The sequence below is a fragment of the Citrobacter sp. SX206 genome (assembly GCF_024181025.1).
Classification (GTDB): domain Bacteria; phylum Pseudomonadota; class Gammaproteobacteria; order Enterobacterales; family Enterobacteriaceae; genus Citrobacter; species Citrobacter youngae.
On record NZ_CP049738.1, the window covers coordinates 694,356 to 714,756 of the forward strand.

At 51.1% G+C, this 20,401-nt stretch carries 21 protein-coding genes; 17 read left to right on the forward strand and 4 right to left on the reverse strand.

What is annotated here, in order from left to right:
- Nucleotides 1-111 precede the first annotated feature (111 nt).
- Both exbB and exbD read left to right on the forward strand, forming a co-directional pair.
- Complete coding sequence (gene exbB, locus G8S19_RS03375) at nt 112-846, forward strand: tol-pal system-associated acyl-CoA thioesterase (protein ID WP_048213225.1); 735 nt, start codon at nt 112-114, stop codon at nt 844-846.
- 6 nt (nt 847-852) lie between these two features.
- Nucleotides 853-1,278, forward strand: a complete 426-nt coding sequence (gene exbD / locus G8S19_RS03380; protein WP_048213224.1) for a TonB system transport protein ExbD — start codon at nt 853-855, stop codon at nt 1,276-1,278.
- 75 nt (nt 1,279-1,353) lie between these two features.
- On the opposite strand, the gene G8S19_RS03385 is transcribed toward exbD, so the two are convergent.
- Entirely contained in the window at nt 1,354-1,761 is a 408-nt protein-coding gene (locus G8S19_RS03385) for a hypothetical protein (RefSeq protein ID WP_048213223.1), read from the reverse strand.
- Between the two features lies 1 nt (nt 1,762).
- Complete coding sequence (locus tag G8S19_RS03390; protein WP_137363721.1) at nt 1,763-2,167, reverse strand: hypothetical protein; 405 nt, start codon at nt 2,165-2,167, stop codon at nt 1,763-1,765.
- A gap of 103 nt (nt 2,168-2,270) precedes the next feature.
- Between G8S19_RS03390 and G8S19_RS03395 the strand changes: the two genes are divergently transcribed.
- Nucleotides 2,271-2,774, forward strand: coding sequence for an ESA_00282 family adhesion-associated protein (locus G8S19_RS03395; protein WP_319026329.1), 504 nt, complete (start codon nt 2,271-2,273; stop codon nt 2,772-2,774).
- 77 nt (nt 2,775-2,851) lie between these two features.
- Here G8S19_RS03395 and G8S19_RS03400 read toward each other — a convergent pair whose 3' ends face one another.
- Nucleotides 2,852-3,892, reverse strand: coding sequence for an aldo/keto reductase (locus tag G8S19_RS03400; RefSeq protein WP_005123138.1), 1,041 nt, complete (start codon nt 3,890-3,892; stop codon nt 2,852-2,854).
- 155 nt (nt 3,893-4,047) lie between these two features.
- Between G8S19_RS03400 and yghX the strand changes: the two genes are divergently transcribed.
- From yghX to hybG, 11 genes are all read left to right on the forward strand, one after another.
- Nucleotides 4,048-4,935, forward strand: coding sequence for a YghX family hydrolase (gene yghX / locus G8S19_RS03405; RefSeq protein WP_048213220.1), 888 nt, complete (start codon nt 4,048-4,050; stop codon nt 4,933-4,935).
- Between the two features lie 215 nt (nt 4,936-5,150).
- Nucleotides 5,151-6,791: a methyl-accepting chemotaxis protein gene (locus tag G8S19_RS03410; RefSeq protein WP_048213219.1), complete on the forward strand. Its 1,641-nt coding sequence runs from the start codon at nt 5,151-5,153 to the stop codon at nt 6,789-6,791.
- A gap of 85 nt (nt 6,792-6,876) precedes the next feature.
- The gene (locus G8S19_RS03415; protein ID WP_048213218.1) at nt 6,877-7,164 is read left to right on the forward strand and encodes a DUF2623 family protein; all 288 of its coding nucleotides are present in this window, start codon (nt 6,877-6,879) and stop codon (nt 7,162-7,164) included.
- 188 nt (nt 7,165-7,352) lie between these two features.
- Entirely contained in the window at nt 7,353-8,471 is a 1,119-nt protein-coding gene (gene hybO / locus G8S19_RS03420) for a hydrogenase 2 small subunit (RefSeq protein ID WP_016154493.1), read from the forward strand.
- A gap of 2 nt (nt 8,472-8,473) precedes the next feature.
- A complete protein-coding gene (hybA, locus tag G8S19_RS03425; RefSeq protein WP_005123143.1) occupies nt 8,474-9,460 on the forward strand; it encodes a hydrogenase 2 operon protein HybA in 987 nt (328 codons plus the stop codon).
- Entirely contained in the window at nt 9,450-10,628 is a 1,179-nt protein-coding gene (gene hybB, locus G8S19_RS03430; RefSeq protein ID WP_006688074.1) for a Ni/Fe-hydrogenase cytochrome b subunit, read from the forward strand. The genes hybA and hybB overlap by 11 nt, the downstream gene beginning before the upstream one ends.
- Nucleotides 10,625-12,328, forward strand: a complete 1,704-nt coding sequence (hybC, locus tag G8S19_RS03435; protein WP_003024476.1) for a hydrogenase 2 large subunit — start codon at nt 10,625-10,627, stop codon at nt 12,326-12,328. Before hybB ends, hybC begins: the two co-directional genes overlap by 4 nt.
- The gene (locus G8S19_RS03440; protein ID WP_061068591.1) at nt 12,328-12,822 is read left to right on the forward strand and encodes a HyaD/HybD family hydrogenase maturation endopeptidase; all 495 of its coding nucleotides are present in this window, start codon (nt 12,328-12,330) and stop codon (nt 12,820-12,822) included. The genes hybC and G8S19_RS03440 overlap by 1 nt, the downstream gene beginning before the upstream one ends.
- Entirely contained in the window at nt 12,815-13,303 is a 489-nt protein-coding gene (gene hybE, locus G8S19_RS03445; RefSeq protein ID WP_005123148.1) for a hydrogenase-2 assembly chaperone, read from the forward strand. The genes G8S19_RS03440 and hybE overlap by 8 nt, the downstream gene beginning before the upstream one ends.
- Nucleotides 13,296-13,637 (forward strand): hydrogenase maturation nickel metallochaperone HypA, encoded by a 342-nt coding sequence (gene hypA / locus G8S19_RS03450; RefSeq protein ID WP_003828349.1) that lies wholly within the window; start codon nt 13,296-13,298, stop codon nt 13,635-13,637. Before hybE ends, hypA begins: the two co-directional genes overlap by 8 nt.
- A 30-nt stretch (nt 13,638-13,667) precedes the next feature.
- A complete protein-coding gene (gene hybG, locus G8S19_RS03455; RefSeq protein ID WP_048213216.1) occupies nt 13,668-13,916 on the forward strand; it encodes a hydrogenase maturation factor HybG in 249 nt (82 codons plus the stop codon).
- A 95-nt stretch (nt 13,917-14,011) separates the two neighbouring features.
- On the opposite strand, the gene yghU is transcribed toward hybG, so the two are convergent.
- Nucleotides 14,012-14,878: a glutathione-dependent disulfide-bond oxidoreductase gene (yghU, locus tag G8S19_RS03460; RefSeq protein WP_253686064.1), complete on the reverse strand. Its 867-nt coding sequence runs from the start codon at nt 14,876-14,878 to the stop codon at nt 14,012-14,014.
- A gap of 217 nt (nt 14,879-15,095) precedes the next feature.
- On the opposite strand from yghU, the gene G8S19_RS03465 reads away from it, so the two are divergent.
- The 3 genes from G8S19_RS03465 (at nt 15,096) to tssB (ending at nt 20,364) form a co-directional block, all read left to right on the forward strand.
- Nucleotides 15,096-17,384, forward strand: a complete 2,289-nt coding sequence (locus G8S19_RS03465) for an FdhF/YdeP family oxidoreductase (RefSeq protein ID WP_124021415.1) — start codon at nt 15,096-15,098, stop codon at nt 17,382-17,384.
- Between the two features lie 153 nt (nt 17,385-17,537).
- Nucleotides 17,538-19,400: a bifunctional glutathionylspermidine amidase/synthase gene (gene gss / locus G8S19_RS03470; RefSeq protein ID WP_124021414.1), complete on the forward strand. Its 1,863-nt coding sequence runs from the start codon at nt 17,538-17,540 to the stop codon at nt 19,398-19,400.
- Between the two features lie 466 nt (nt 19,401-19,866).
- On the forward strand, nt 19,867-20,364 hold the full coding sequence (gene tssB, locus G8S19_RS03475) for a type VI secretion system contractile sheath small subunit (RefSeq protein ID WP_003024448.1): 498 nt from the start codon (nt 19,867-19,869) through the stop codon (nt 20,362-20,364).
- The last annotated feature ends 37 nt before the right edge of the window (nt 20,365-20,401 follow it).

Consider the following 20,401-nt stretch of genomic DNA (forward strand, 5'->3'; position numbering starts at 1 on the left):
AGAAACCAAAGGTGCGGCACTATGTAAATAGTAATGAGAACGACTATCAATTCGACGTCGTTTTGATATGATTACGCTCAGATTTTGTGATTTGCGTCCTGGAGATACAGAGTGGGTAATAATTTGATGCAGACGGACCTTTCCGTCTGGGGTATGTATCAGCACGCCGATATCGTGGTTAAGTGCGTGATGATTGGGCTGATTTTGGCGTCAGTGGTCACCTGGGCTATCTTCTTTAGTAAGAGCCTTGAGTTCTTTACGCAGAAGCGCCGTCTTAAGCGTGAACAGCAAATGCTGGCAGATGCCCGCTCTTTAGATCAGGCAAGTGAGATTGCCGCTGGATTCGATGGCAAAAGCCTGGGCGCTCTGTTGATTAACGAAGCACAGAACGAGCTGGAACTGTCAGCAGGCAGTGATGACAACGAAGGGATCAAAGAGCGTACCGGTTTCCGTCTGGAACGTCGCGTTGCCGCCGTTGGCCGTCAGATGGGGCGGGGTAATGGATACCTGGCAACCATCGGGGCTATCTCTCCATTTGTCGGGTTGTTTGGTACAGTATGGGGCATCATGAATAGCTTCATCGGTATCGCACAAACCCAAACCACCAACCTGGCTGTTGTTGCTCCAGGTATTGCAGAAGCACTGTTAGCAACCGCGATCGGTCTGGTCGCGGCAATCCCTGCTGTTGTTATCTACAACATTTTTGCTCGTCAGATCGGCAGCTATAAAGCGATGCTGGGCGATGTCGCGGCGCAGGTACTGTTGCTGCAAAGTCGTGACCTGGACCTGAGTGCAAGCGCGTCTGCACACCCGGTACGTGCTGCGCAGAAATTACGTGTAGGATAATGTTCCATGGCAATGAGCTTTAATGAAAACCTGGACGATAACGGTGAAATGCATGACATCAACGTGACGCCGTTTATCGACGTCATGCTGGTATTGTTGATCATCTTTATGGTGGCAGCGCCACTGGCAACCGTGGATGTGAAGGTCAATCTCCCTGCATCCACCAGTACGCCGCAACCGCGTCCGGAAAAACCGGTTTACCTGTCAGTAAAAGCCGATAACACCATGTTTATTGGTAACGATCAGGTCACCGATGAGACGATGATTAACGAGTTAAACGCGCTAACTGAAGGCAAGAAAGACACCACCATCTTCTTCCGGGCAGATAAAACCGTCGACTACGAAACTATGATGAAGGTTATGGATACGTTGCACCAGGCGGGTTACCTGAAGATTGGTTTGGTCGGTGAAGAGACCGTGAAAGCCAAATAATCCTTGTTGCCGGGCACAGGTTTGACCTTACCCGGCAAGCTTCTCCTGACATCACTCCTCTGCAAGTCTTTTGCCTTATCTGTTCTCGTCCAACGCCACCGTAGTGATTTTTGTGGGCTCATAGTTCCCATCGGATAGCTTGCGGGTCAGGCGCAGTGTGGCAGTTTCACGTGCAAGCAGATGCTGGTATGTGCTTTCCAGACGGGCCATTATTTTGTCCCGCAATTCTGGTTGCTGAGCGATGATGGCCTCGATAGTGGCACCGTAAATCTCTTCTTTGGCTTGCAGTGCGTAGATTTCATGACGATTTTGCCATTTCATCCGCACCAGTGCGGCGGGTATAGAAACCATCTCTTGAGCAAGGCTTTCCAGCGTCGTGTTTTTATTGGCTATCAACACAGACAGATTTTGTTTTAAGACAAACTCATCGCTTTTGTGGTTATCTAAAGCCAAATAAACATTATTATCTTCAACATCTTTCATTTTATTTCTCTTCCAGAGAATAAAAAATAGGATCGTTGGTTTCGCGAGTAATTAAATTAAGCCAAATTTTGTTGCCTTGTTCATTTATCATGGCTGTTTTTTTGGCCAAAATTTTACTTAATTCCTGGGCGTTAATGTCGCCTTCCGCCTGTAATGAATTGAGCAGACGAGTAAATGACTCAATTTTTGCGGCGCGGAAAAGGCGCTCTTTTAAATGACGATCGCACTCTTCAAATAACATATTCCGGGACTGGCCGGTAGCTACGGAGCTAATCAAAATTTCTGATTCGTAATCACTTAGTTTTATCTTTCCCTGAGTCAAATTTTCACTATTTTCTGTGGTATTTGTATTGTCCGGGGTTGCGGATAAATGAAAACGAGAGGGAACAAGATGCTCGGGAAGCATGTTGAAATATCCTTTGCTGCCAATAATATGATGTTTTTAATAAGGTAGGCCGCGTTGACAATAGCATGGGGTAATTTTAAAATCAAAAAAAATGGAGCCCGCTATGAACAGTATATTTTATTCTGTTATTACCCTGCTATTGCTTACCTGCGGGGTACTTTTGCTAATGCGTAGTGCAAATAAAAACCGTTATGCAGAAGATGTTAACGCACAGCGCCAGCCGGAAATGCTAAGTAAAGAAGAGGGAGAAGATCATTTTTCTGCCCTGATGAATTCGATTACTCCGGTATGGTATTGGCGAGTCAATCACGAATATATTGATTTTATCCACTCCACAGTCAAGAGGATGACAATGGTGGAGCTGAATGAAACGCCCGGGCTCTTTGACGCGCAGCGGCGCTGTAGCGATCTTAACTCTGCGGTTTATAAGTATTATGACAATATTAAAAAGCGCTGCCTCAGCGGGGAGAAAGTCCCGCACGCCGATCTGGATGTGCTTAACTTGCGGCAGTGCTTCAGGGAGTTCAGCCTGGAAGCCTATCCTGCACTTGTCGCACTGGTATGGCCGGAATACCAGCGTCCGTTGATTAAAGAGGACGAGGTGTGAGGCGAGATTTACTTGCCACTCTCATCAGCAGGCCATTAAGGCCGGGTAGGACTACACCCGGCGTAATGTTCAGATCGTTATTTGTCTGATGAGGCCTGCCACAGATTGAGCTTGCCGTCCGCGACATGTTTATCAATCTGTGCCAGTTCTTCGGCGCTGAATGTCAGGTTTGCCAGTGCCTGAACGTTCTCTTCCAACTGCTCAGGTCGGCTGGCACCAATTAATACCGATGTGACCCGGTTATCTTTTAGTAGCCAGCTTAACGCCATTTGCGCCATCGACTGCCCACGTTGTTGGGCCATCTCATTGAGCAAACGCAGACTGTTAAGATTTGCTTCCGTCAGCATATTTTCCGTCAGCCCACGGACTTTTTTCCCTTCACGCTGCATGCGGGAACCATCAGGAATACCGTTGAGGTATTTCCCTGTCAGGAGCCCCTGCGCCAATGGGGTGAAGGCAATACAGCCCATCCCGTTGGATTCCAGCGTATCCAGCAATCCGCTGCTGTCTACCCAGCGGTTAAGCAGGTTGTAGGATGGCTGGTGGATAAGCAGCGGAATTTTCCATTCCCGCAGCAGTTCGGCCATCTTCTGCGTGCGCTCTGGCGAATAAGATGAGATACCGACATACAGTGCTTTGCCACTTTGCACAGCATGGGCCAGCGCGGAAGCGGTCTCTTCCATTGGCGTATTTTCATCAACGCGGTGCGAATAGAAGATATCGACGTAGTCGAGACCCATGCGCTTGAGGCTCTGGTCGAGGCTGGCCAGCAGATACTTGCGTGAGCCGCCAGAACCGTAAGGCCCCGGCCACATGTCGTAACCCGCTTTGGTCGAGATGATCAATTCATCACGATATTGTGCAAAATCCTCGCGCAGCAATCGACCAAAATTCTCTTCAGCACTGCCCGGAGGTGGCCCGTAGTTATTGGCTAAATCAAAATGAGTGATCCCTAAATCAAATGCTTTTCGCAGCAGTGCTCGTTGTGAATCCAGAGCGTGAACGTGTCCAAAACTGTGCCATAAACCCAGCGACAGCGCGGGCAGGCGCAAGCCGCTGCGCCCACAGTAGCGATAGAGCATTTGCTCATAACGTTCAGGATTGGCAAACCAGGCCATGAGATCTCCTTAGTGCAGGTGAATTTCAAAACAACGTTTCTATTCTAGCGGGTTCGTGGTGAATATCCCGTTCACCAGGTCACATTGGGATGAAAAACTGGGCAAAAACAGACCGCTGTGCTTTGCTTAAAAAAACATCACTCAGGAGTGCGACCATGCCGCGTCTGACTGCTAAAGACTTTCCGCAGGAGTTACTCGATTACTATGACTATTACGCCCATGGCAAAATTACGAAACGCGAGTTTCTGAATCTGGCGGCGAAATATGCGGTAGGTGGCATGACGGCACTGGCGCTATTCAATTTGCTGAAACCGAACTATGCCCTGGCAACGCAGGTAGAATTTACCGATCCCGATATTCTGGCAGAATACATTACCTATCCATCGCCTGATGGGCATGGTGATGTGCGAGGTTATCTGGTGAAACCCGCGAAGGTGACGGGGAAGGTTCCGGCGGTGGTAGTGGTACATGAGAATCGTGGGCTGAATCCGTATATTGAGGATGTAGCACGGCGGGTGGCGAAGGCGGGTTATATTGCGCTGGCACCCGATGGATTAAGTTCACTGGGCGGTTATCCCGGCAATGATGATAAAGGCCGGGAATTACAGCAGCAGGTTGATCCCGTTAAGCTGATGAATGATTTTTTTGCCGCTATTGAGTTTATGCAGCGTTATTCGATGGCGACAGGAAAGGTGGGGATCACCGGATTTTGCTACGGTGGTGGTGTGGCGAATGCAGCGGCTGTTGCTTTCCCTGAACTGGCATGTGCGGTGCCCTTTTATGGTCGTCAGGTTCCTGCTTCTGATGTCCCTAAAATTAATGCGCCTTTATTATTACACTATGCAGAACTAGACACACGAATTAATGAAGGCTGGCCCGCTTATGAAGCTGCACTCAAAGTGAATAAGAAAATCTATCAAGCATATATCTATCCCGGTGTTAATCATGGTTTTCATAACGATTCGACACCCCGTTATGATAAAGCAGCTGCTGATTTAGCCTGGGAACGCACTCTTGCCTGGTTTGATAAATATTTGTTATGAAAAACAACGCATTACTTGCAGCTTTAGGTTAATTATCTGAATAATAATGCTACCTAATTTCATTAACATTCATATTGATATGACCAGCAGGGATAATAGATAGACTTAAAAAAGTAAAAAAATAAAGAACGTATTATATCTTCTTCATTGCCTGCCGATAACAAGGGGAAGTATCGCCTGATGGCGAATTCCTCATCAATGGCAAGGAAATTATTATGTATTTGCTGAAAAACTTCACTATTCGTATTGTCATGCTGGCGATACTGGGACTTTTTTGCCTGCTCTGGTCGGGCGTGGGTTTATTCAGTCTTCATGCTTTATCAAAAATATCAGAAGGCAACGATATTGACCGTCATCTTGTCAAACAGATGACGGTACTGAGTCAGGGGAACGATCAGTACTTTCGCTTTGTGACACGCCTGAGCCGTGCTGTGGATGTCAAAATTGGTGGTGAAACGCCTGATTTTGCACCTGCCCAGCAATCGCTGGATAATCTGAGCCAAAAGCTCCAGGAGATGAAAACATTGTCTCCAGGACCGATGGACCCGGAAATTTCAGCAACAGTGCTGGCCAAGTGGCAAGCTTTGCTGGATAAAGGCGTGATACCGCAAATGCAGCTGGCGCAGCAGGGCTCGCTTACGGCGTTTTCGGAACATGCCAGCACGATTACGCCCGCACTGAGCCGTGAATTTGGTGCCAGCGCTGAGCTGTTTAATACCACCGCCGGAAAGAGACTTGATGCGACGCGTATCATGGTAGACGGTAAAACGTCGATCATTCGGACACTGATTATTACTGCCGTTATCCTCGGGATTGCCCTCCTGTTCTTCACCGATCGTTACCTCGTTACCATGATGGTGAAACCTCTCGGTCGCATTCGCTTGCAGTTCCGCCAGATTGCCCAGGGCGATCTCAGCCATCCAATTGAAGATTTTGGGCGTAACTGCGTGGGCCAACTGGTCCCTTTATTGTGCGCAATGCAGGACAGCCTGCGTGAAGCCGTAAGTACGATTCGTTCAGGCAGTGACAACATCTGGCGAGGCGCTACGGAAATTTCTACCGGCAATAATGATCTCTCTTCCCGTACTGAGGAGCAGGCCGCGGCGCTGGAAGAGACCGCTGCCAGCATGGAGCAACTGACCGCCACGGTAAAACTTAACGCCGAAAATGCGCGTGAGGCCAGCCAACTCGCCGATACGGCGACAGAAACGGCAGGTAAAGGCAGCTCGCTGGTTTCAGAAGTGGTTGAGACGATGGACGGTATTGCCGCCAGCTCTAAACAGATCGCAGAAATTACCTCTGTCATTAATAGCATTGCTTTCCAGACCAACATTCTGGCGCTCAACGCCGCCGTTGAAGCGGCCAGGGCTGGTGAACAGGGACGTGGTTTTGCCGTGGTAGCAGGGGAAGTACGTAATCTCGCCAGCCGTAGCGCCGGTGCGGCAAAAGAGATTGAGACATTAATCGGTGAATCGTCGCGTCGTGTCGAACAGGGCGCTCGTCTGGTTAAAGAGACGGGATTAACCATGGAAGCGATTCTGCGCGGTGCCACCGAAGTGACCGTTATCATGAAACAAATTGCCTCTGCTTCTGAAGAGCAGAATAAAGGTATCTCGCAGGTTAGTGTTGCGATCACGCAGATGGATAGCGTGACGCAACAGAATGCCGCGTTGGTAGAACAAGTATCCGCTGCGGCAGTGGCGCTGGAACGGCAAACGGAAGAGCTACAACGCTCGGTGCAACAGTTCCGCCTGTCTGCGAATGATGTGCAATACGCCGCTGCCAATACCGCTTCCCCTTCCACAGAAAGCAGAACCTCTGCAGCACCTAAAACGGACGAGTGGGTGTCCTTTTAATCTGGCACAAAAAAGTGCGTGATACCTCTGGCCTTTGCTTAAAAAATCGCTATATAATTTGTTATATAGCGATTGGAGGTTATGCATGGACAACCATTTTGGAAAGGGCCTGATGGCCGGATTGAACGCCTCAAGTGCGGACAGTGCTCGTTCAGTGGCGAATTTTTGTTCAGATTATAAACGCGGTTTTGTTCTGGGTTTTTCACATCGAATGTTTGAAAAAACGGGTGACCGACAGCTCAGCGCATGGGAAGCGGGGATCCTGACGCGTCGTTACGGGCTGGATAAAGAGATGGTGATGGATTTCTTCAAAGAGAACCAGTCGAGTACAACAATTCGGTTTTTCATGGCCGGCTATCGGCTCGAAGCTTGATCCAAAAGGGGTATTATCTTGCTTTAATTAATTACACTATTGACCTACGCCTTCGTTTTGTTGCTCCGCCGAAGTATTATAATGCACATAACCATATAAAAAGTGTGGTAATGGCGCGCCGATCGCAATATGCAACATGCGAATGGTGCAAAATAAAAGCCAGGTCTTCGCAACGGAATAACAATAAAATGACTGGAGATAATTCTCTCATCAATTCGAACGGCATCAATCGCCGTGATTTCATGAAGCTTTGTGCAGCACTGGCCGCTACTATGGGGCTCAGCAGCAAAGCCGCCGCAGAAATGGCCGAATCAGTTTCTCGTCCTCAGCGCCCGCCGGTTATCTGGATTGGTGCTCAGGAGTGTACGGGTTGTACTGAATCGCTGCTTCGTGCGACACACCCTACAGTGGAAAACCTCGTTCTGGAGACTATCTCTCTTGAATATCATGAGGTGCTCTCTGCCGCCTTTGGCCACCAGGTCGAAGAGAACAAACATAACGCTCTGGAGAAGTACAAAGGGCAATATGTTCTGGTGGTAGATGGTTCTATACCACTAAAAGATAATGGTATTTATTGCATGGTTGCCGGTGAGCCAATTGTGGATCACATCCGCAGAGCGGCCGAAGGTGCAGCAGCTATCATCGCTATCGGCTCTTGTGCCGCATGGGGTGGTGTGGCTGCCGCTGGCGTGAACCCAACGGGTGCAGTCGGCTTGCAAGAAGTTCTGCCAGGCAAAACCATCATCAACATCCCAGGCTGTCCGCCTAACCCGCATAACTTCCTCGCCACGGTCGCGCATATCATCACTTACGGTAAGCCGCCGAAGCTGGATACCAAAAACCGTCCGACATTCGCCTATGGCCGTTTGATTCACGAACACTGCGAACGTCGCCCGCACTTTGATGCCGGTCGTTTTGCTAAAGAGTTCGGCGATGAAGGCCATCGTGAAGGTTGGTGCCTCTATCATCTGGGCTGTAAAGGGCCAGAAACGTACGGCAACTGCTCAACATTGCAATTCTGCGACGTTGGCGGCGTGTGGCCGGTAGCTATTGGTCATCCTTGCTACGGCTGTAACGAAGAAGGCGTCGGTTTCCATAAAGGCATTCACCAACTCGCCCATGTGGAAAACCAAACCCCGCGTTCAGAGAAGCCTGATGTCAACATGAAAGAAGGCGGCAACATTTCAGCTGGGGCTATTGGGCTGCTTGGCGGCGTAGTAGGACTGGTTGCCGGCGTCAGCGTGATGGCGGTACGTGAACTGGGGCGTCAGCAGAAGAAAGATAACGCTGACTCACGGGGAGAATAACCGTGAACAGACGTAACTTTATTAAAGCAGCCTCCAGCGGGGCATTGCTGTTGGGCGCCGCGCCGTCCATCAGCCATGCGGCTGCAGAAAACCGTCCGCCGATCCCGGGTTCTCTTGGGATGCTTTATGATTCGACGCTGTGCGTAGGCTGCCAGGCCTGCGTCACCAAGTGTCAGGATATCAACTTCCCGGCGCGTAACCCGGAAGGCGAGCAAACCTGGTCGAACAACGACAAATTGTCACCGTACACCAACAACATCATCCAGGTGTGGCGTAGCGGAACAGGCGTTAACAAAGACCAGGAAGAAAATGGTTACGCATACATTAAGAAACAGTGCATGCACTGTGTCGATCCAAACTGCGTCTCCGTTTGCCCGGTCTCCGCGCTGAAGAAAGACCCGAAAACCGGCATCGTCCACTATGACAAAGATGTCTGTACCGGCTGCCGTTACTGCATGGTCGCCTGTCCGTACAACGTCCCTAAATACGACTACAACAACCCGTTTGGTGCGCTTCATAAATGTGAACTGTGTAACCAGAAAGGCGTTGAACGTCTGGACAAAGGCGGTTTGCCGGGATGTGTTGAAGTGTGTCCTGCCGGTGCAGTGATTTTTGGTACCCGTGAAGAGCTGATGGCTGAGGCGAAAAAACGTCTCGCACTGAAGCCTGGCAGCGAATACCACTATCCGCGTCAGACAGTGAACGCTGGTGATACTTATTTGCATACGGTACCGAAGTACTATCCGCACCTGTACGGTGAAAAGGAAGGCGGTGGTACGCAGGTTATGGTGCTGACGGGTGTTCCTTACGAGGATTTGGATCTGCCAAAACTGGATGATCTTTCAACCGGTGCGCGTTCCGAACATGTTCAACATTCCCTGTACAAGGGCATGATTTTACCCCTGGCTGCGCTGGCGGGCTTAACCGTGCTGGTTCGTCGTAACACGAAAAACGACCATCACGATGGAGGAGACGATCATGAGTCATGATCCTAAACCGCTGGGCGGAAAAATAATCAGCAAACCGGTCATTATTTTTGGGCCGCTTATCGTCCTGTGTATGCTCCTGATCGTGAAACGTCTGGTCTTCGGATTGGGTTCAGTCTCCGATCTGAACGGCGGTTTCCCGTGGGGCGTATGGATCGCGTTTGACCTGTTGATTGGTACTGGCTTTGCGTGCGGCGGTTGGGCGCTGGCGTGGGCGGTGTATGTTTTCAACAGAGGACAATACCATCCACTGGTACGTCCGGCGTTGCTGGCAAGCCTGTTTGGTTACTCGCTGGGTGGTTTGTCGATCACCATTGACGTCGGTCGTTACTGGAACCTGCCGTACTTCTACATTCCGGGTCACTTCAACGTGAACTCGGTACTGTTCGAAACGGCGGTCTGTATGACCATCTATATCGGCATCATGGCGCTGGAATTTGCGCCAGCTCTGTTTGAACGTCTGGGGTGGAAAGTTTCTCTCAAGCGTTTGAATAAAGTGATGTTCTTTATTATTGCCCTCGGCGCGCTGCTGCCGACCATGCACCAGTCTTCAATGGGTTCATTGATGATTTCTGCGGGCTATAAAGTACATCCGCTCTGGCAAGCTTATGAAATGTTGCCGCTTTTCTCGGTATTAACCGCCTTTATAATGGGCTTCTCGATCGTCATTTTTGAAGGCTCACTGGTACAAGCGGGTCTGAAAGGTAACGGTCCGGACGAGAAAAGTCTGTTCATTAAGCTGACGAATACCATCAGCGTGCTGCTGGCGATTTTCGTGGTCCTGCGCTTTGGCGAGTTGATCTACCGCGACAAGCTGTCGTATGCGTTTGCAGGCGATCTTTACTCCGTGATGTTCTGGATTGAAGTCGTGCTGATGGTCTTCCCGCTGGTGGTGCTGCGCGTCACTAAGCTGCGCAATGACTCGCGCATGCTGTATCTGTCTGCGCTGAGCGCATTGCTGGGTTGTGCGACATGGCGTCTGTCCTACTCGCTGGTGGCATTCAATCCTGGTGGTGGCTACCACTACTTCCCGACCTGGGAAGAACTGTTGATTTCTATTGGTTTTGTGGCTATTGAGATTTGTGCATACATCGTACTCATTCGTCTACTGCCGATACTTCCTCCTTTAAAACAAAACGATCAAAATCGTCATGAGGCGAGCAAAGCATGAGCCAGAGAATTACTATTGATCCGGTAACCCGTATTGAGGGTCATTTACGCATCGACTGCGAAATCGAAAATGGCGTGGTATCTAAAGCATGGGCTTCCGGTACCATGTGGCGCGGCATGGAAGAGATCGTGAAAAATCGCGATCCGCGCGATGCCTGGATGATTGTGCAGCGTATTTGTGGTGTTTGCACCACGACTCACGCTATCTCTTCCGTTCGTGCAGCTGAAAGCGCGCTGAATATTGATGTTCCGGTAAACGCACAGTACATCCGTAACATCATTCTGGCCGCGCACACCACGCATGACCATATTGTTCACTTCTATCAGCTGTCTGCGCTGGACTGGGTGGATATCACTTCTGCGCTGAAAGCCGATCCAGCGAAAGCATCTGCCATGCTGAACGGCGTGTCCTCCTGGCACCTGAACAGCGCAGAAGAGTTCACCAAGGTTCAGAACAAGATCAAAGATCTTGTTGCCAGCGGTCAGTTAGGCATTTTTGCTAACGGTTGCTGGGGTCACCCGGCAATGCAGCTGCCGCCGGAAGTGAACCTGATTGCGGTCGCTCACTATCTGCAGGCGCTGGAATGCCAGCGTGATGCCAACCGCGTTGTGGCGCTGTTGGGCGGTAAAACGCCGCACATCCAGAACCTGGCGGTAGGTGGGGTTGCTAACCCGATTAACCTCGACGGTCTTGGCGTGCTGAACCTTGAACGCCTGATGTACATCAAGTCTTTCATTGATAAGCTGAGCGACTTCGTTGAGCAGGTTTACAAGGTAGATACCGCGGTTATTGCTGCATTCTATCCTGAGTGGCTGGAGCGTGGTCAGGGCGCGGTTAACTATCTGAGTGCGCCGGAATTTCCGACTGACGGTAAAAACGGCAGCTTCCTGTTCCCGGGTGGTTACATTACTAATGAAGATCTGTCGACCTATCGTCCGATCACCTCTCACTCCGATGAGTATCTGATCAAAGGGATTCAGGAGAGTGCGAAACACGCGTGGTACAAAGACGAAGCGCCGCAGGCTCCGTGGGAAGGCACAACGGTTCCTGATTACACCGGTTGGTCAGATGACGGCAAGTACTCCTGGGTTAAAGCGCCGACCTTCTACGGGAAAACGGTTGAAGTGGGTCCGCTGGCTAACATGCTGTGTAAACTGGCGGCCAAACGCGAGTCTACCCATGCCAAGCTGAATGAAATCATCGCGATTTACACCAAGCTGACCGGTAAAACTATCGAAGTGTCGCAGCTGCACTCTACGCTGGGTCGTATTATTGGCCGTACCGTTCACTGCTGTGAACTGCAGAACGTTCTGCAGGATCAGTACAACGCGCTGATCGTGAACATCGGTAAAGGCGACCACACCACCTTCGTGAAACCGGATATCCCGGCAACGGGCGAATTCAAAGGTGTCGGTTTCCTCGAAGCGCCGCGCGGTATGCTGTCTCACTGGATGGTGATTAAAGATGGCATTATCAGCAACTACCAGGCGGTTGTTCCGTCAACCTGGAACTCTGGCCCACGTAACTTTAATGATGAAGTGGGACCGTATGAGCGCTCGCTGGTAGGAACGCCGATTGCCGATCCAAACAAACCGCTGGAAGTGGTTCGTACCATTCACTCCTTCGACCCTTGTATGTCATGTGCGGTGCATGTGGTGGACGTTGACGGGAACGAAGTGGTCTCAGTTAAGGTTCTGTAATGCGGATATTAGTCTTAGGGGTTGGCAATATTTTGCTGACCGACGAAGCCATCGGAGTACGTATCGTTGAGGCATTAGAGCAACGGTACATCCTGCCAGACTTTGTTGATGTTCTGGACGGTGGTACGGCTGGGATGGAGCTTCTCGGCGATATGGCGAACAGAGATCATCTGATCATTGCTGACGCCATTGTGTCGAAGAAAAACACGCCAGGAACGATGATGGTTCTGCGGGATGAAGAGATCCCGGCGCTGTTTACCAACAAAATCTCACCGCACCAGCTTGGCCTGGCCGACGTTTTGTCGGCCCTGCGTTTCACCGGCGAGTTTCCGAAAAAGCTGACGTTAGTCGGCGTTATTCCGGAATCGCTGGAGCCGCATATCGGGCTAACGCCAACGGTCGAAGCGATGATTGAACCTGCGCTTGAGCAGGTTCTTGCCGCGCTGCGCGAGTCTGGCGTTGAAGCTATTCCACGGGAGAAGGCACATGTCTGAGGAGTTCTTAGGCTTTCAGACAGCCCCGAAGCAGCAAATTCAGGCCGCGTTTGAAGAGGTTGCCCGGCGTTCGATGCACGATCTTTCTTTCCTGCATCCGAATATGCCGGTATATGTCTCTGATTTTACGCTGTTTGAAGGACAGTGGACGGGGTGTGTTATCACACCCTGGATGCTCAGCGCGCTGATTTTCCCCGGGCCGGATCAGGTCTGGCCGGTGCGTAAAGTCAGCGAAAAAATCGGGTTGCGTCTGCCGTATGGCGAAATGACCTTTACCGTGGGTGAACTGGAGGGTGTATCGCAATACCTCTCCTGTTCGCTGATGTCGCCGCTTTCGCACAGCATGTCTGCGCAAGAAGGTGTGCGCCTGACTGACGATTGCGCACGAATGCTGTTATCGCTGCCGGTAAGCGATCCAAATGCGCCGCAGCTCAACCGCCGCGCGCTGCTGCTGGGTCGTCGGAACTGCGAAAATGCATGAGCTGTCCCTTTGTCAGAGCGCGGTTGAGATTGTTCAACAGCAGGCAGAGCAGCACGGTGTCAAACGTGTAACCGGCGTTTGGCTGGAAATCGGGGCGCTCTCCTGCGTTGAAGAGAGCGCCGTGCGTTTCAGTTTCGACATCGTCTGTCAGGGGACGCTGGCCCAGGGTTGTGAGCTGCATATTGATTACAAACCCGCCCAGGCGTGGTGCTGGGATTGCAGTCAGGTCGTAGAGATCACCCAGCATGATGCGCAGTGTCCTCTCTGTCAGGGCGATCGTCTGCGGGTAGATGCTGGCGATTCACTGAAAGTGAAAAGTATTGAAGTCGAATAGCCCATAGGTTGCTATGGGGCGGAGTCAGATATGTGTATTGGAGTCCCTGGTCAGGTTCTGGCCGTTGGTGAAGATATTCACCAGCTTGCGCAGGTTGAAGTGTGCGGCATCAAGCGTGATGTCAATATTGCCCTGATATGTGAAGGCGAGCCTGCCGAACTGGTCGGGCAATGGGTGCTGGTGCACGTAGGGTTCGCCATGAGCATCATTGATGAAGATGAAGCTAAATTCACATTGGATGCACTTCGCCGCATGGAGTATGACGTCACCAGCGCTTGATTTTATGCCGGATGGCGGCGCAAACGCCTTATCCGGCCTACGCCAGGGCGTCTTTGTAGGCCTGATAAGACGCCCCGGCGTCGCCATCAGGCATTTTAAGCCTGTCGCTTATCTTCAGTATTGGTATCGAAGTCGCTGGCGTCATGGCGTTCATGAAGCTGCTCGTTCAGCGGTCCGTTAGTGCGATTTACAATACGGCCCCGCTTTACTGCCGGACGTGCCGCAATCTCTTTTGCCCAGCGCTGCACGTGCTTGTAGCTTGCTGCATCAAGGAACTCTGCCGCTTCGTACACGTTACCCAGAACCACATTGCCAAACCATGGCCAGACCGCCATATCGGCAATGGTGTATTCATCTCCGGCGACAAACTGATGCTGTGCTAACTGTTTATCCAACACGTCGAGTAAGCGTTTGGCTTCCATGGTGAAGCGGTTGATCGCGTACTCAATCTTCACTGGCGCATAGTTGTAGAAGTGGCCAAAGCCACCGCCGAGGAATGGGGCTGCGCCTTGTAGCCAGAATAACCAGTTCAGCGTTTCGGTGCGTTTTGGTAAATCCTGCGGCAGAAAATAGCCATACTTTTCCGCCAGATAGAGCAGGATTGCGCCAGATTCGAATACGCGAACCGGTGGGTTTTGCGAGTGATCGCGTAGCGCCGGGATCTTCGAGTTCGGATTCACCTCCACAAAGCCGCTGGAAAACTGATCGCCATCGCCGATGCGGATGATCCAGGCATCGTATTCCGCGCCCTTCACGCCCTGCGCCAGCAGCTCCTCCAGCATAATTGTCACTTTCTGCCCGTTTGGCGTACCCAACGAATAGAGCTGCAGCGGATGCTTGCCAACTGGCAGCGTTTTCTCGTGTGTAGCGCCGGAAACAGGGCGATTGATATTGGCGAATGCGCCGCCGTTCGATTTTTCCCACGTCCAGACTTTCGCGGGCTGATAGGTATTGTCTGACATAGTGACCTGCCTTCTGAGTGGTTGTTTGATGCAGTGTAGCAGCCAGGTAGAACTCAATTTAACAGATTGGGACTTTATGCCGTTTTGTGCTGAAAGGGGAAGATAAATCTAACCCGTTCATTGTACCTGGCCCGTACTCCATGAAGAGGAAATCAATGTTGGACGGAAATTGCTACCGTATTCACCATCAAAAATTGGCGGTGAATAAGCAGTAATAATGAAAAAGGGTGTTCCAGGAGTAAGCGGTTATCAGGGCCCGGCGGGTGGGTGGGGCGCGGTAAAAGCCGTCACTGCTTCGTTGTTTTCGCAAAAGGCTGTCGCCCGCGACATTATCGCGATGTTTAAAATGAACCAGGTGAAAGGGTTCGACTGTCCGGGCTGTGCATGGCCGGACCCTGGCCATCGGGCACCGATGGAGCTGTGCGAAAATGGCGTTAAGGCGGTCTCCTGGGAGACAACCAGCAAGAAAGCGTCACCGGAATTTTTCAGCCGTCATCCGGTTTCTACGCTCTGGCACTACAGCGATTATGAACTGGAAAATATCGGTCGTTTGACGCATCCAATGAAATACGATGCAGCGTCCGATACCTGGCAGGCGGTGGATTGGGATATCGCCTTCCAGGAAATCGGCGAGCGTCTGCGCAGTTATGATTCAGCCCAGCAGGTTGAGTTTTACACTTCTGGCAGAACGTCAAATGAGGCGGCGTTCCTGTATCAGTTGTTTGCCCGCGAATATGGCAGCAGCAACTTCCCTGATTGCTCAAACATGTGCCACGGACCGACCAGCGCAGGGCTAACGCCGGCCATTGGCCTTGGAAAAGGAACCGTTGAACTCGATGATTTTGACCACTGCGATCTGGTGATTTGTATCGGGCATAACCCTGGCACTAACCATCCACGTATGCTCACCACGCTGCGCGATGTTGCCAGACGCGGGGCTAAGATTATCTCCATCAATCCGCTGACCGAAAGAGGGCTTGAGCGCTTTAGTTTTCCGCAAAGTCCGAAAGAGATGTTCACCGGCCAGGCGACGGCGCTGAGCCACGACTACTACCAGGTCAAAATGGGCGGTGACGCCTCGCTGCTTAAAGGCATCATGAAGGCGCTGATCGAAATGGATGAAGCGCGGATCTTACTGGATCAGCAGCCAACGCTCGATCATGCGTTTATCGATGAGCACACCGCCGGATATGCCGCGCTGTATGATGACTTACGCCAGCGTAGCTGGGCGGAGCTGGAACAGGACTCGGGACTGACGCGCAGTCAGATGGAAGATCTGGCGCACAGTTACAGTAAATCCCGCGCCACGATTGTTTGTTATGGTCTGGGCATCACCCAACATAAAAACGGCACTGAGAACGTCCAGCAACTGGTAAACCTGTTGCTGCTGAAAGGCAATATAGGTAAGCCTGGGGCGGGGATCTGCCCGTTGCGCGGTCATTCTAACGTGCAGGGTGACCGTTCGGTGGGGATCAACGAGGCAGCATCAGAAGATTTCCTGCAACGCCTTGAGACGTATTTTTCTATCCGTGTACCGCGCAAACATGGCCGCTCCAGCGTGGAAAGTATTCGCGCCATCGAGCGGGGCGATGCAAAAGCGCTCATCTGCATGGGCGGCAATCTGGCGGTGGCGATGCCACAGCCGCAGCGTACTTTTGCGGCGATGAAAAAGCTGGATCTGCAGGTTCACGTTGCGACCAAACTGAACAGATCGCACCTGCTGCTGGCAAAACATAACTACCTGCTCCCCGCGCTGGGCAGAACCGAGCGCGATCTGCAGGCGACGGGCATTCAGTCGGTGACCGTCGAAGACTCGATGTCGATGGTCCACGCGTCCTGCGGGGCACTGAAACCGGCCTCCCGCTGGCTAAAATCAGAGCCCGCGATTGTGGCGGGCATAGCACGCGCCACGTTGCCTCTTTCGCCGATCAACTGGGAAGCGTTAACCGGGGACTACGCGTTGATCCGTGACGCCATTGAAGCCGTGATCCCGGCGTTCCACGATTACAACGCGCGTATTGCTGAACCGGGCGGATTTCGTATGGATACCCCTGCATCGCGCCGTGAATGGCGAACGGTAAATGGCAAAGCCAACTTTATCGTCAGCCATCAGCGGGCGGTAGAGCGGGAAAATCAGCCTGCTGATGCGCTGGTTCTGGCGACGCTACGTAGCCACGATCAGTACAACACCACGATTTATGGTCTGAACGATCGCTATCGCGGCATTACCGGTCGTCGGGATGTGGTGTTTTTAAGCGCCGAAGAAGCGATGAGCCGCGGTCTGAGCCAGGGTGATGTGGTCAACGTTCAGGCGCTGGACGACAACGGTCAGCCCTGCGCGGATCGCATCATGTACGGCTTAACGGTGGTGATTTACAACATGGCGGCGGGCTCAATTGGCGCGTATCTACCTGAAGCGAATGTCCTGCTCTCGTTGGACGCGGTAGATACACAAAGTTTGACTCCGGCCTATAAAAGCGTACCGGTCACCCTGACCAAAGCGTAGTTCCTGCTGTGAATTTTTCGCCTCTGAGCGCCAGCAGCTGCGTTGAGGTGTATGATGATGTCGACCTCTGTCCGGTTAGTGTCGCAGAGCAGGCAACCAGAGCGAAAAATTCACGCCAACCTGCTCAGGCTGTATTGTTTTGAGGTAAGGTGCATGAGCAAAGGAACGACCAGTCAGGATGCCCCATTCGGGACATTATTGGGCTACGCCCCAGGCGGCGTAGCAATCTACTCTTCAGATTACAGCTCCCTTGACCCACGGGACTACGACGATGATGCGGCATTTCGCAGCTATATCGACGACGAATACATGGGCCACAAATGGCAGTGCGTAGAGTTCGCACGCCGCTTTCTTTTCCTAAACTATGGCGTGGTCTTCACCGATGTAGGCATGGCCTGGGAGATTTTCTCCTTACGCTTCCTGCGTGAAGTGGTAAATGACAATATCCTGCCGTTACAGGCATTTCCCAATGGTTCACCCCGCGCACCGGTAGCAGGCGCGTTGCTTATCTGGCAAAAAGGCGGCGAATTTAAAGATACCGGGCATGTGGCGGTCGTTACCCAGTTGCTGGAAAACAAAATCCGTATTGCCGAACAGAACGTGCTCCATACGCCGCTGCCTCCCGGACAGCAGTGGACCCGTGAACTGGAGATGGTGGTTGAAAACGGTTGCTACACCCTGCGGGATACCTTTGACGACACCACCATACTTGGCTGGATGATCCAGACCGAGGATACCCGTTACAGCCTGCCGCAGCCGGAGATCGCCAATGACTCGCTGAAAATTGGCGGCGCACGTCTGGAAGATAACGGACAGTTTGACGGTAAATGGCTGGATGAACAGGATCCGCTGCAAAAAGCCTACGTGCTGGCGAATGGGCATGTGATTAATCAGGATCCGCATCAGTACTTCACCATTACCGAGAGTGCCGAGCAGGAGCTGATCAAAGCCACCAACGAGCTGCACCTGATGTATCTGCACGCGACTGACAAAGTGCTGAAAGACGACAACTTGCTGGCGCTGTTCGATATCCCGAAAATCCTCTGGCCGCGCCTGCGCCTTTCCTGGCAGCGTCGTCGGCATCATATGATTACGGGTCGTATGGATTTCTGTATGGATGAACGTGGACTGAAGGTGTATGAGTACAACGCCGATTCCGCCTCGTGCCATACCGAAGCTGGCTTGATTCTCGAAAGATGGGCCGAGCGGGGCTACACAGGGCAGGGACACAACCCGGCTGAAGGGTTGATCAACGAACTGGCAGGTGCCTGGAAGCACAGCCGCGCACGTCCGTTTGTCCACATCATGCAGGATAAGGATATCGAAGAAAACTATCATGCGCAGTTTATGCAGCAGGCGCTGCGTCAGGCCGGGTTTGACAGCAAAATTCTGCGTGGCCTCGATGAGCTACGTTGGGATGATGCTGGTCAACTGATTGACGGTGACGGTCGCCTGGTGAACTGTGTCTGGAAAACCTGGGCGTGGGAAACCGCGATTGAGCAGGTGCGAGAGGTCAGTGAAACGGAGTACGCCGCGGTACCAATTCGTACCGGGCATACGAATCAGGAAGTGCGTTTAATCGACGTGTTGCTGCGCCCGGAAGTGCTGGTCTTCGAGCCTCTGTGGACGGTGATCCCTGGCAACAAAGCGATTTTGCCGATTCTGTGGCAATTGTTCCCGCACCACCGCTATCTGCTTGATACCGATTTCACTGTTAATGATGAGCTGGCGCAAACCGGTTATGCGGTGAAACCTATTGCAGGACGTTGTGGCAGCAACATCGATCTGGTGAGTCATCAGGAAGAGCTGCTGGATAAAACCAGCGGTAAGTTTGCCGAGCAGAAGAACATTTATCAGCAGCTTTGGTGTCTGCCAAACATTGCCGGTAAATATATTCAGGTTTGTACCTTCACCGTAGGCGGTAACTACGGCGGTACCTGCCTGCGCGGCGATGAGTCGCTGGTGATTAAGAAAGAGAGCGATATCGAGCCGCTGATTGTGGTGAAGGAAGAGTAATCTTTTGGCATGTTCTTGATTGAAATACGAAAAGCTGGAGTATATCTCCGGCTTTTTTATTTATAGTTAAATTGGTGCTGATTAACTTTAAATAAGTTTCGTGATGTATATATATGGGCTTAAATATTTTTAAGGCTAATGTCTTATAACTTAAATGCATTCGTTTAATGAATGTATTCACCAATGATTAATTTTCGTCGCTTGTATCAGATAAATATTTTATTGATTTTAATTTTAAATAATAAACACTAATGTGTTATTTGGCTGATTAGTGATATCGATCATGTTTTCTCCCGTGGAATATATCGGATTCCGACTGCGTACTAATTATAATCATTAATTGTCATTAACAGTCATTATTGACTGCCCACAGAAATGACGTTGTAAGAAACACGTTGAGCGATTAGAAAATGCTCCGTCAGGAAATGCACAATATCGGCAGGAATCGCCGGTCTGAGAGGGACGTATGGGTGACAGTTTTCAGAATGAAGTGCCGACGGCACGCGTTAATATCAAGTTAGATTTACATACCGGAGGCGTGCAAAAAAAGGTTGAATTGCCGTTAAAACTTTTGACCGTGGGGGATTTCAGTAATGGTAGAGAACAACGACCATTATCGGAGCGCGAAAAGGTTGATATTAATAAGAATAATTTTAATGATGTGTTAGCTAAGTTCTCACCAGTAGTTAATTTGAGTGTTAAAAATACGTTGGCTGGTGATGACAGAAAGGACGATATTAACCTTACCTTTAAAAATATCCGCGATTTCGAACCCGAACAGGTCGCAAGAAATATCCCACAATTACGCGTTTTGTTAGCTATGCGTAACTTACTGCGTGACCTGAAATCTAACTTACTCGATAACGCCGCTTTTCGTCGCGAGCTGGAAATCATCCTTAAAGATCCGGACTTGAGTCAGGAATTGCGTGATGAACTGGCAACGATGATGCCGGAAGAGATTTAAGGCTATACAGGGTTTCCTCCGCTAAATCGGCAGGAAT

Bases quoted from the DNA above. Each gene is read 5' to 3' on its own strand.
- G8S19_RS03440 (WP_061068591.1), top strand. From the start codon at position 12,328: ATGCGGATATTAGTCTTAGGGGTTGGCAATATTTTGCTGACCGACGAA.
- G8S19_RS03400 (WP_005123138.1), bottom strand. From the start codon at position 3,892: ATGGCCTGGTTTGCCAATCCTGAACGTTATGAGCAAATGCTCTATCGC.
- hybG (WP_048213216.1), top strand. From the start codon at position 13,668: ATGTGTATTGGAGTCCCTGGTCAGGTTCTGGCCGTTGGTGAAGATATT.
- G8S19_RS03390 (WP_137363721.1), bottom strand. From the start codon at position 2,167: ATGCTTCCCGAGCATCTTGTTCCCTCTCGTTTTCATTTATCCGCAACC.
- yghU (WP_253686064.1), bottom strand. From the start codon at position 14,878: ATGTCAGACAATACCTATCAGCCCGCGAAAGTCTGGACGTGGGAAAAA.
- hybC (WP_003024476.1), top strand. From the start codon at position 10,625: ATGAGCCAGAGAATTACTATTGATCCGGTAACCCGTATTGAGGGTCAT.
- tssB (WP_003024448.1), top strand. From the start codon at position 19,867: ATGGGTGACAGTTTTCAGAATGAAGTGCCGACGGCACGCGTTAATATC.
- G8S19_RS03385 (WP_048213223.1), bottom strand. From the start codon at position 1,761: ATGAAAGATGTTGAAGATAATAATGTTTATTTGGCTTTAGATAACCAC.
- hybO (WP_016154493.1), top strand. From the start codon at position 7,353: ATGACTGGAGATAATTCTCTCATCAATTCGAACGGCATCAATCGCCGT.
- G8S19_RS03410 (WP_048213219.1), top strand. From the start codon at position 5,151: ATGTATTTGCTGAAAAACTTCACTATTCGTATTGTCATGCTGGCGATA.
- G8S19_RS03415 (WP_048213218.1), top strand. From the start codon at position 6,877: ATGGACAACCATTTTGGAAAGGGCCTGATGGCCGGATTGAACGCCTCA.
- G8S19_RS03465 (WP_124021415.1), top strand. From the start codon at position 15,096: ATGAAAAAGGGTGTTCCAGGAGTAAGCGGTTATCAGGGCCCGGCGGGT.
- gss (WP_124021414.1), top strand. From the start codon at position 17,538: ATGAGCAAAGGAACGACCAGTCAGGATGCCCCATTCGGGACATTATTG.
- hypA (WP_003828349.1), top strand. From the start codon at position 13,296: ATGCATGAGCTGTCCCTTTGTCAGAGCGCGGTTGAGATTGTTCAACAG.
- yghX (WP_048213220.1), top strand. From the start codon at position 4,048: ATGCCGCGTCTGACTGCTAAAGACTTTCCGCAGGAGTTACTCGATTAC.
- G8S19_RS03395 (WP_319026329.1), top strand. From the start codon at position 2,271: ATGAACAGTATATTTTATTCTGTTATTACCCTGCTATTGCTTACCTGC.
- hybE (WP_005123148.1), top strand. From the start codon at position 12,815: ATGTCTGAGGAGTTCTTAGGCTTTCAGACAGCCCCGAAGCAGCAAATT.
- hybB (WP_006688074.1), top strand. From the start codon at position 9,450: ATGAGTCATGATCCTAAACCGCTGGGCGGAAAAATAATCAGCAAACCG.
- exbD (WP_048213224.1), top strand. From the start codon at position 853: ATGGCAATGAGCTTTAATGAAAACCTGGACGATAACGGTGAAATGCAT.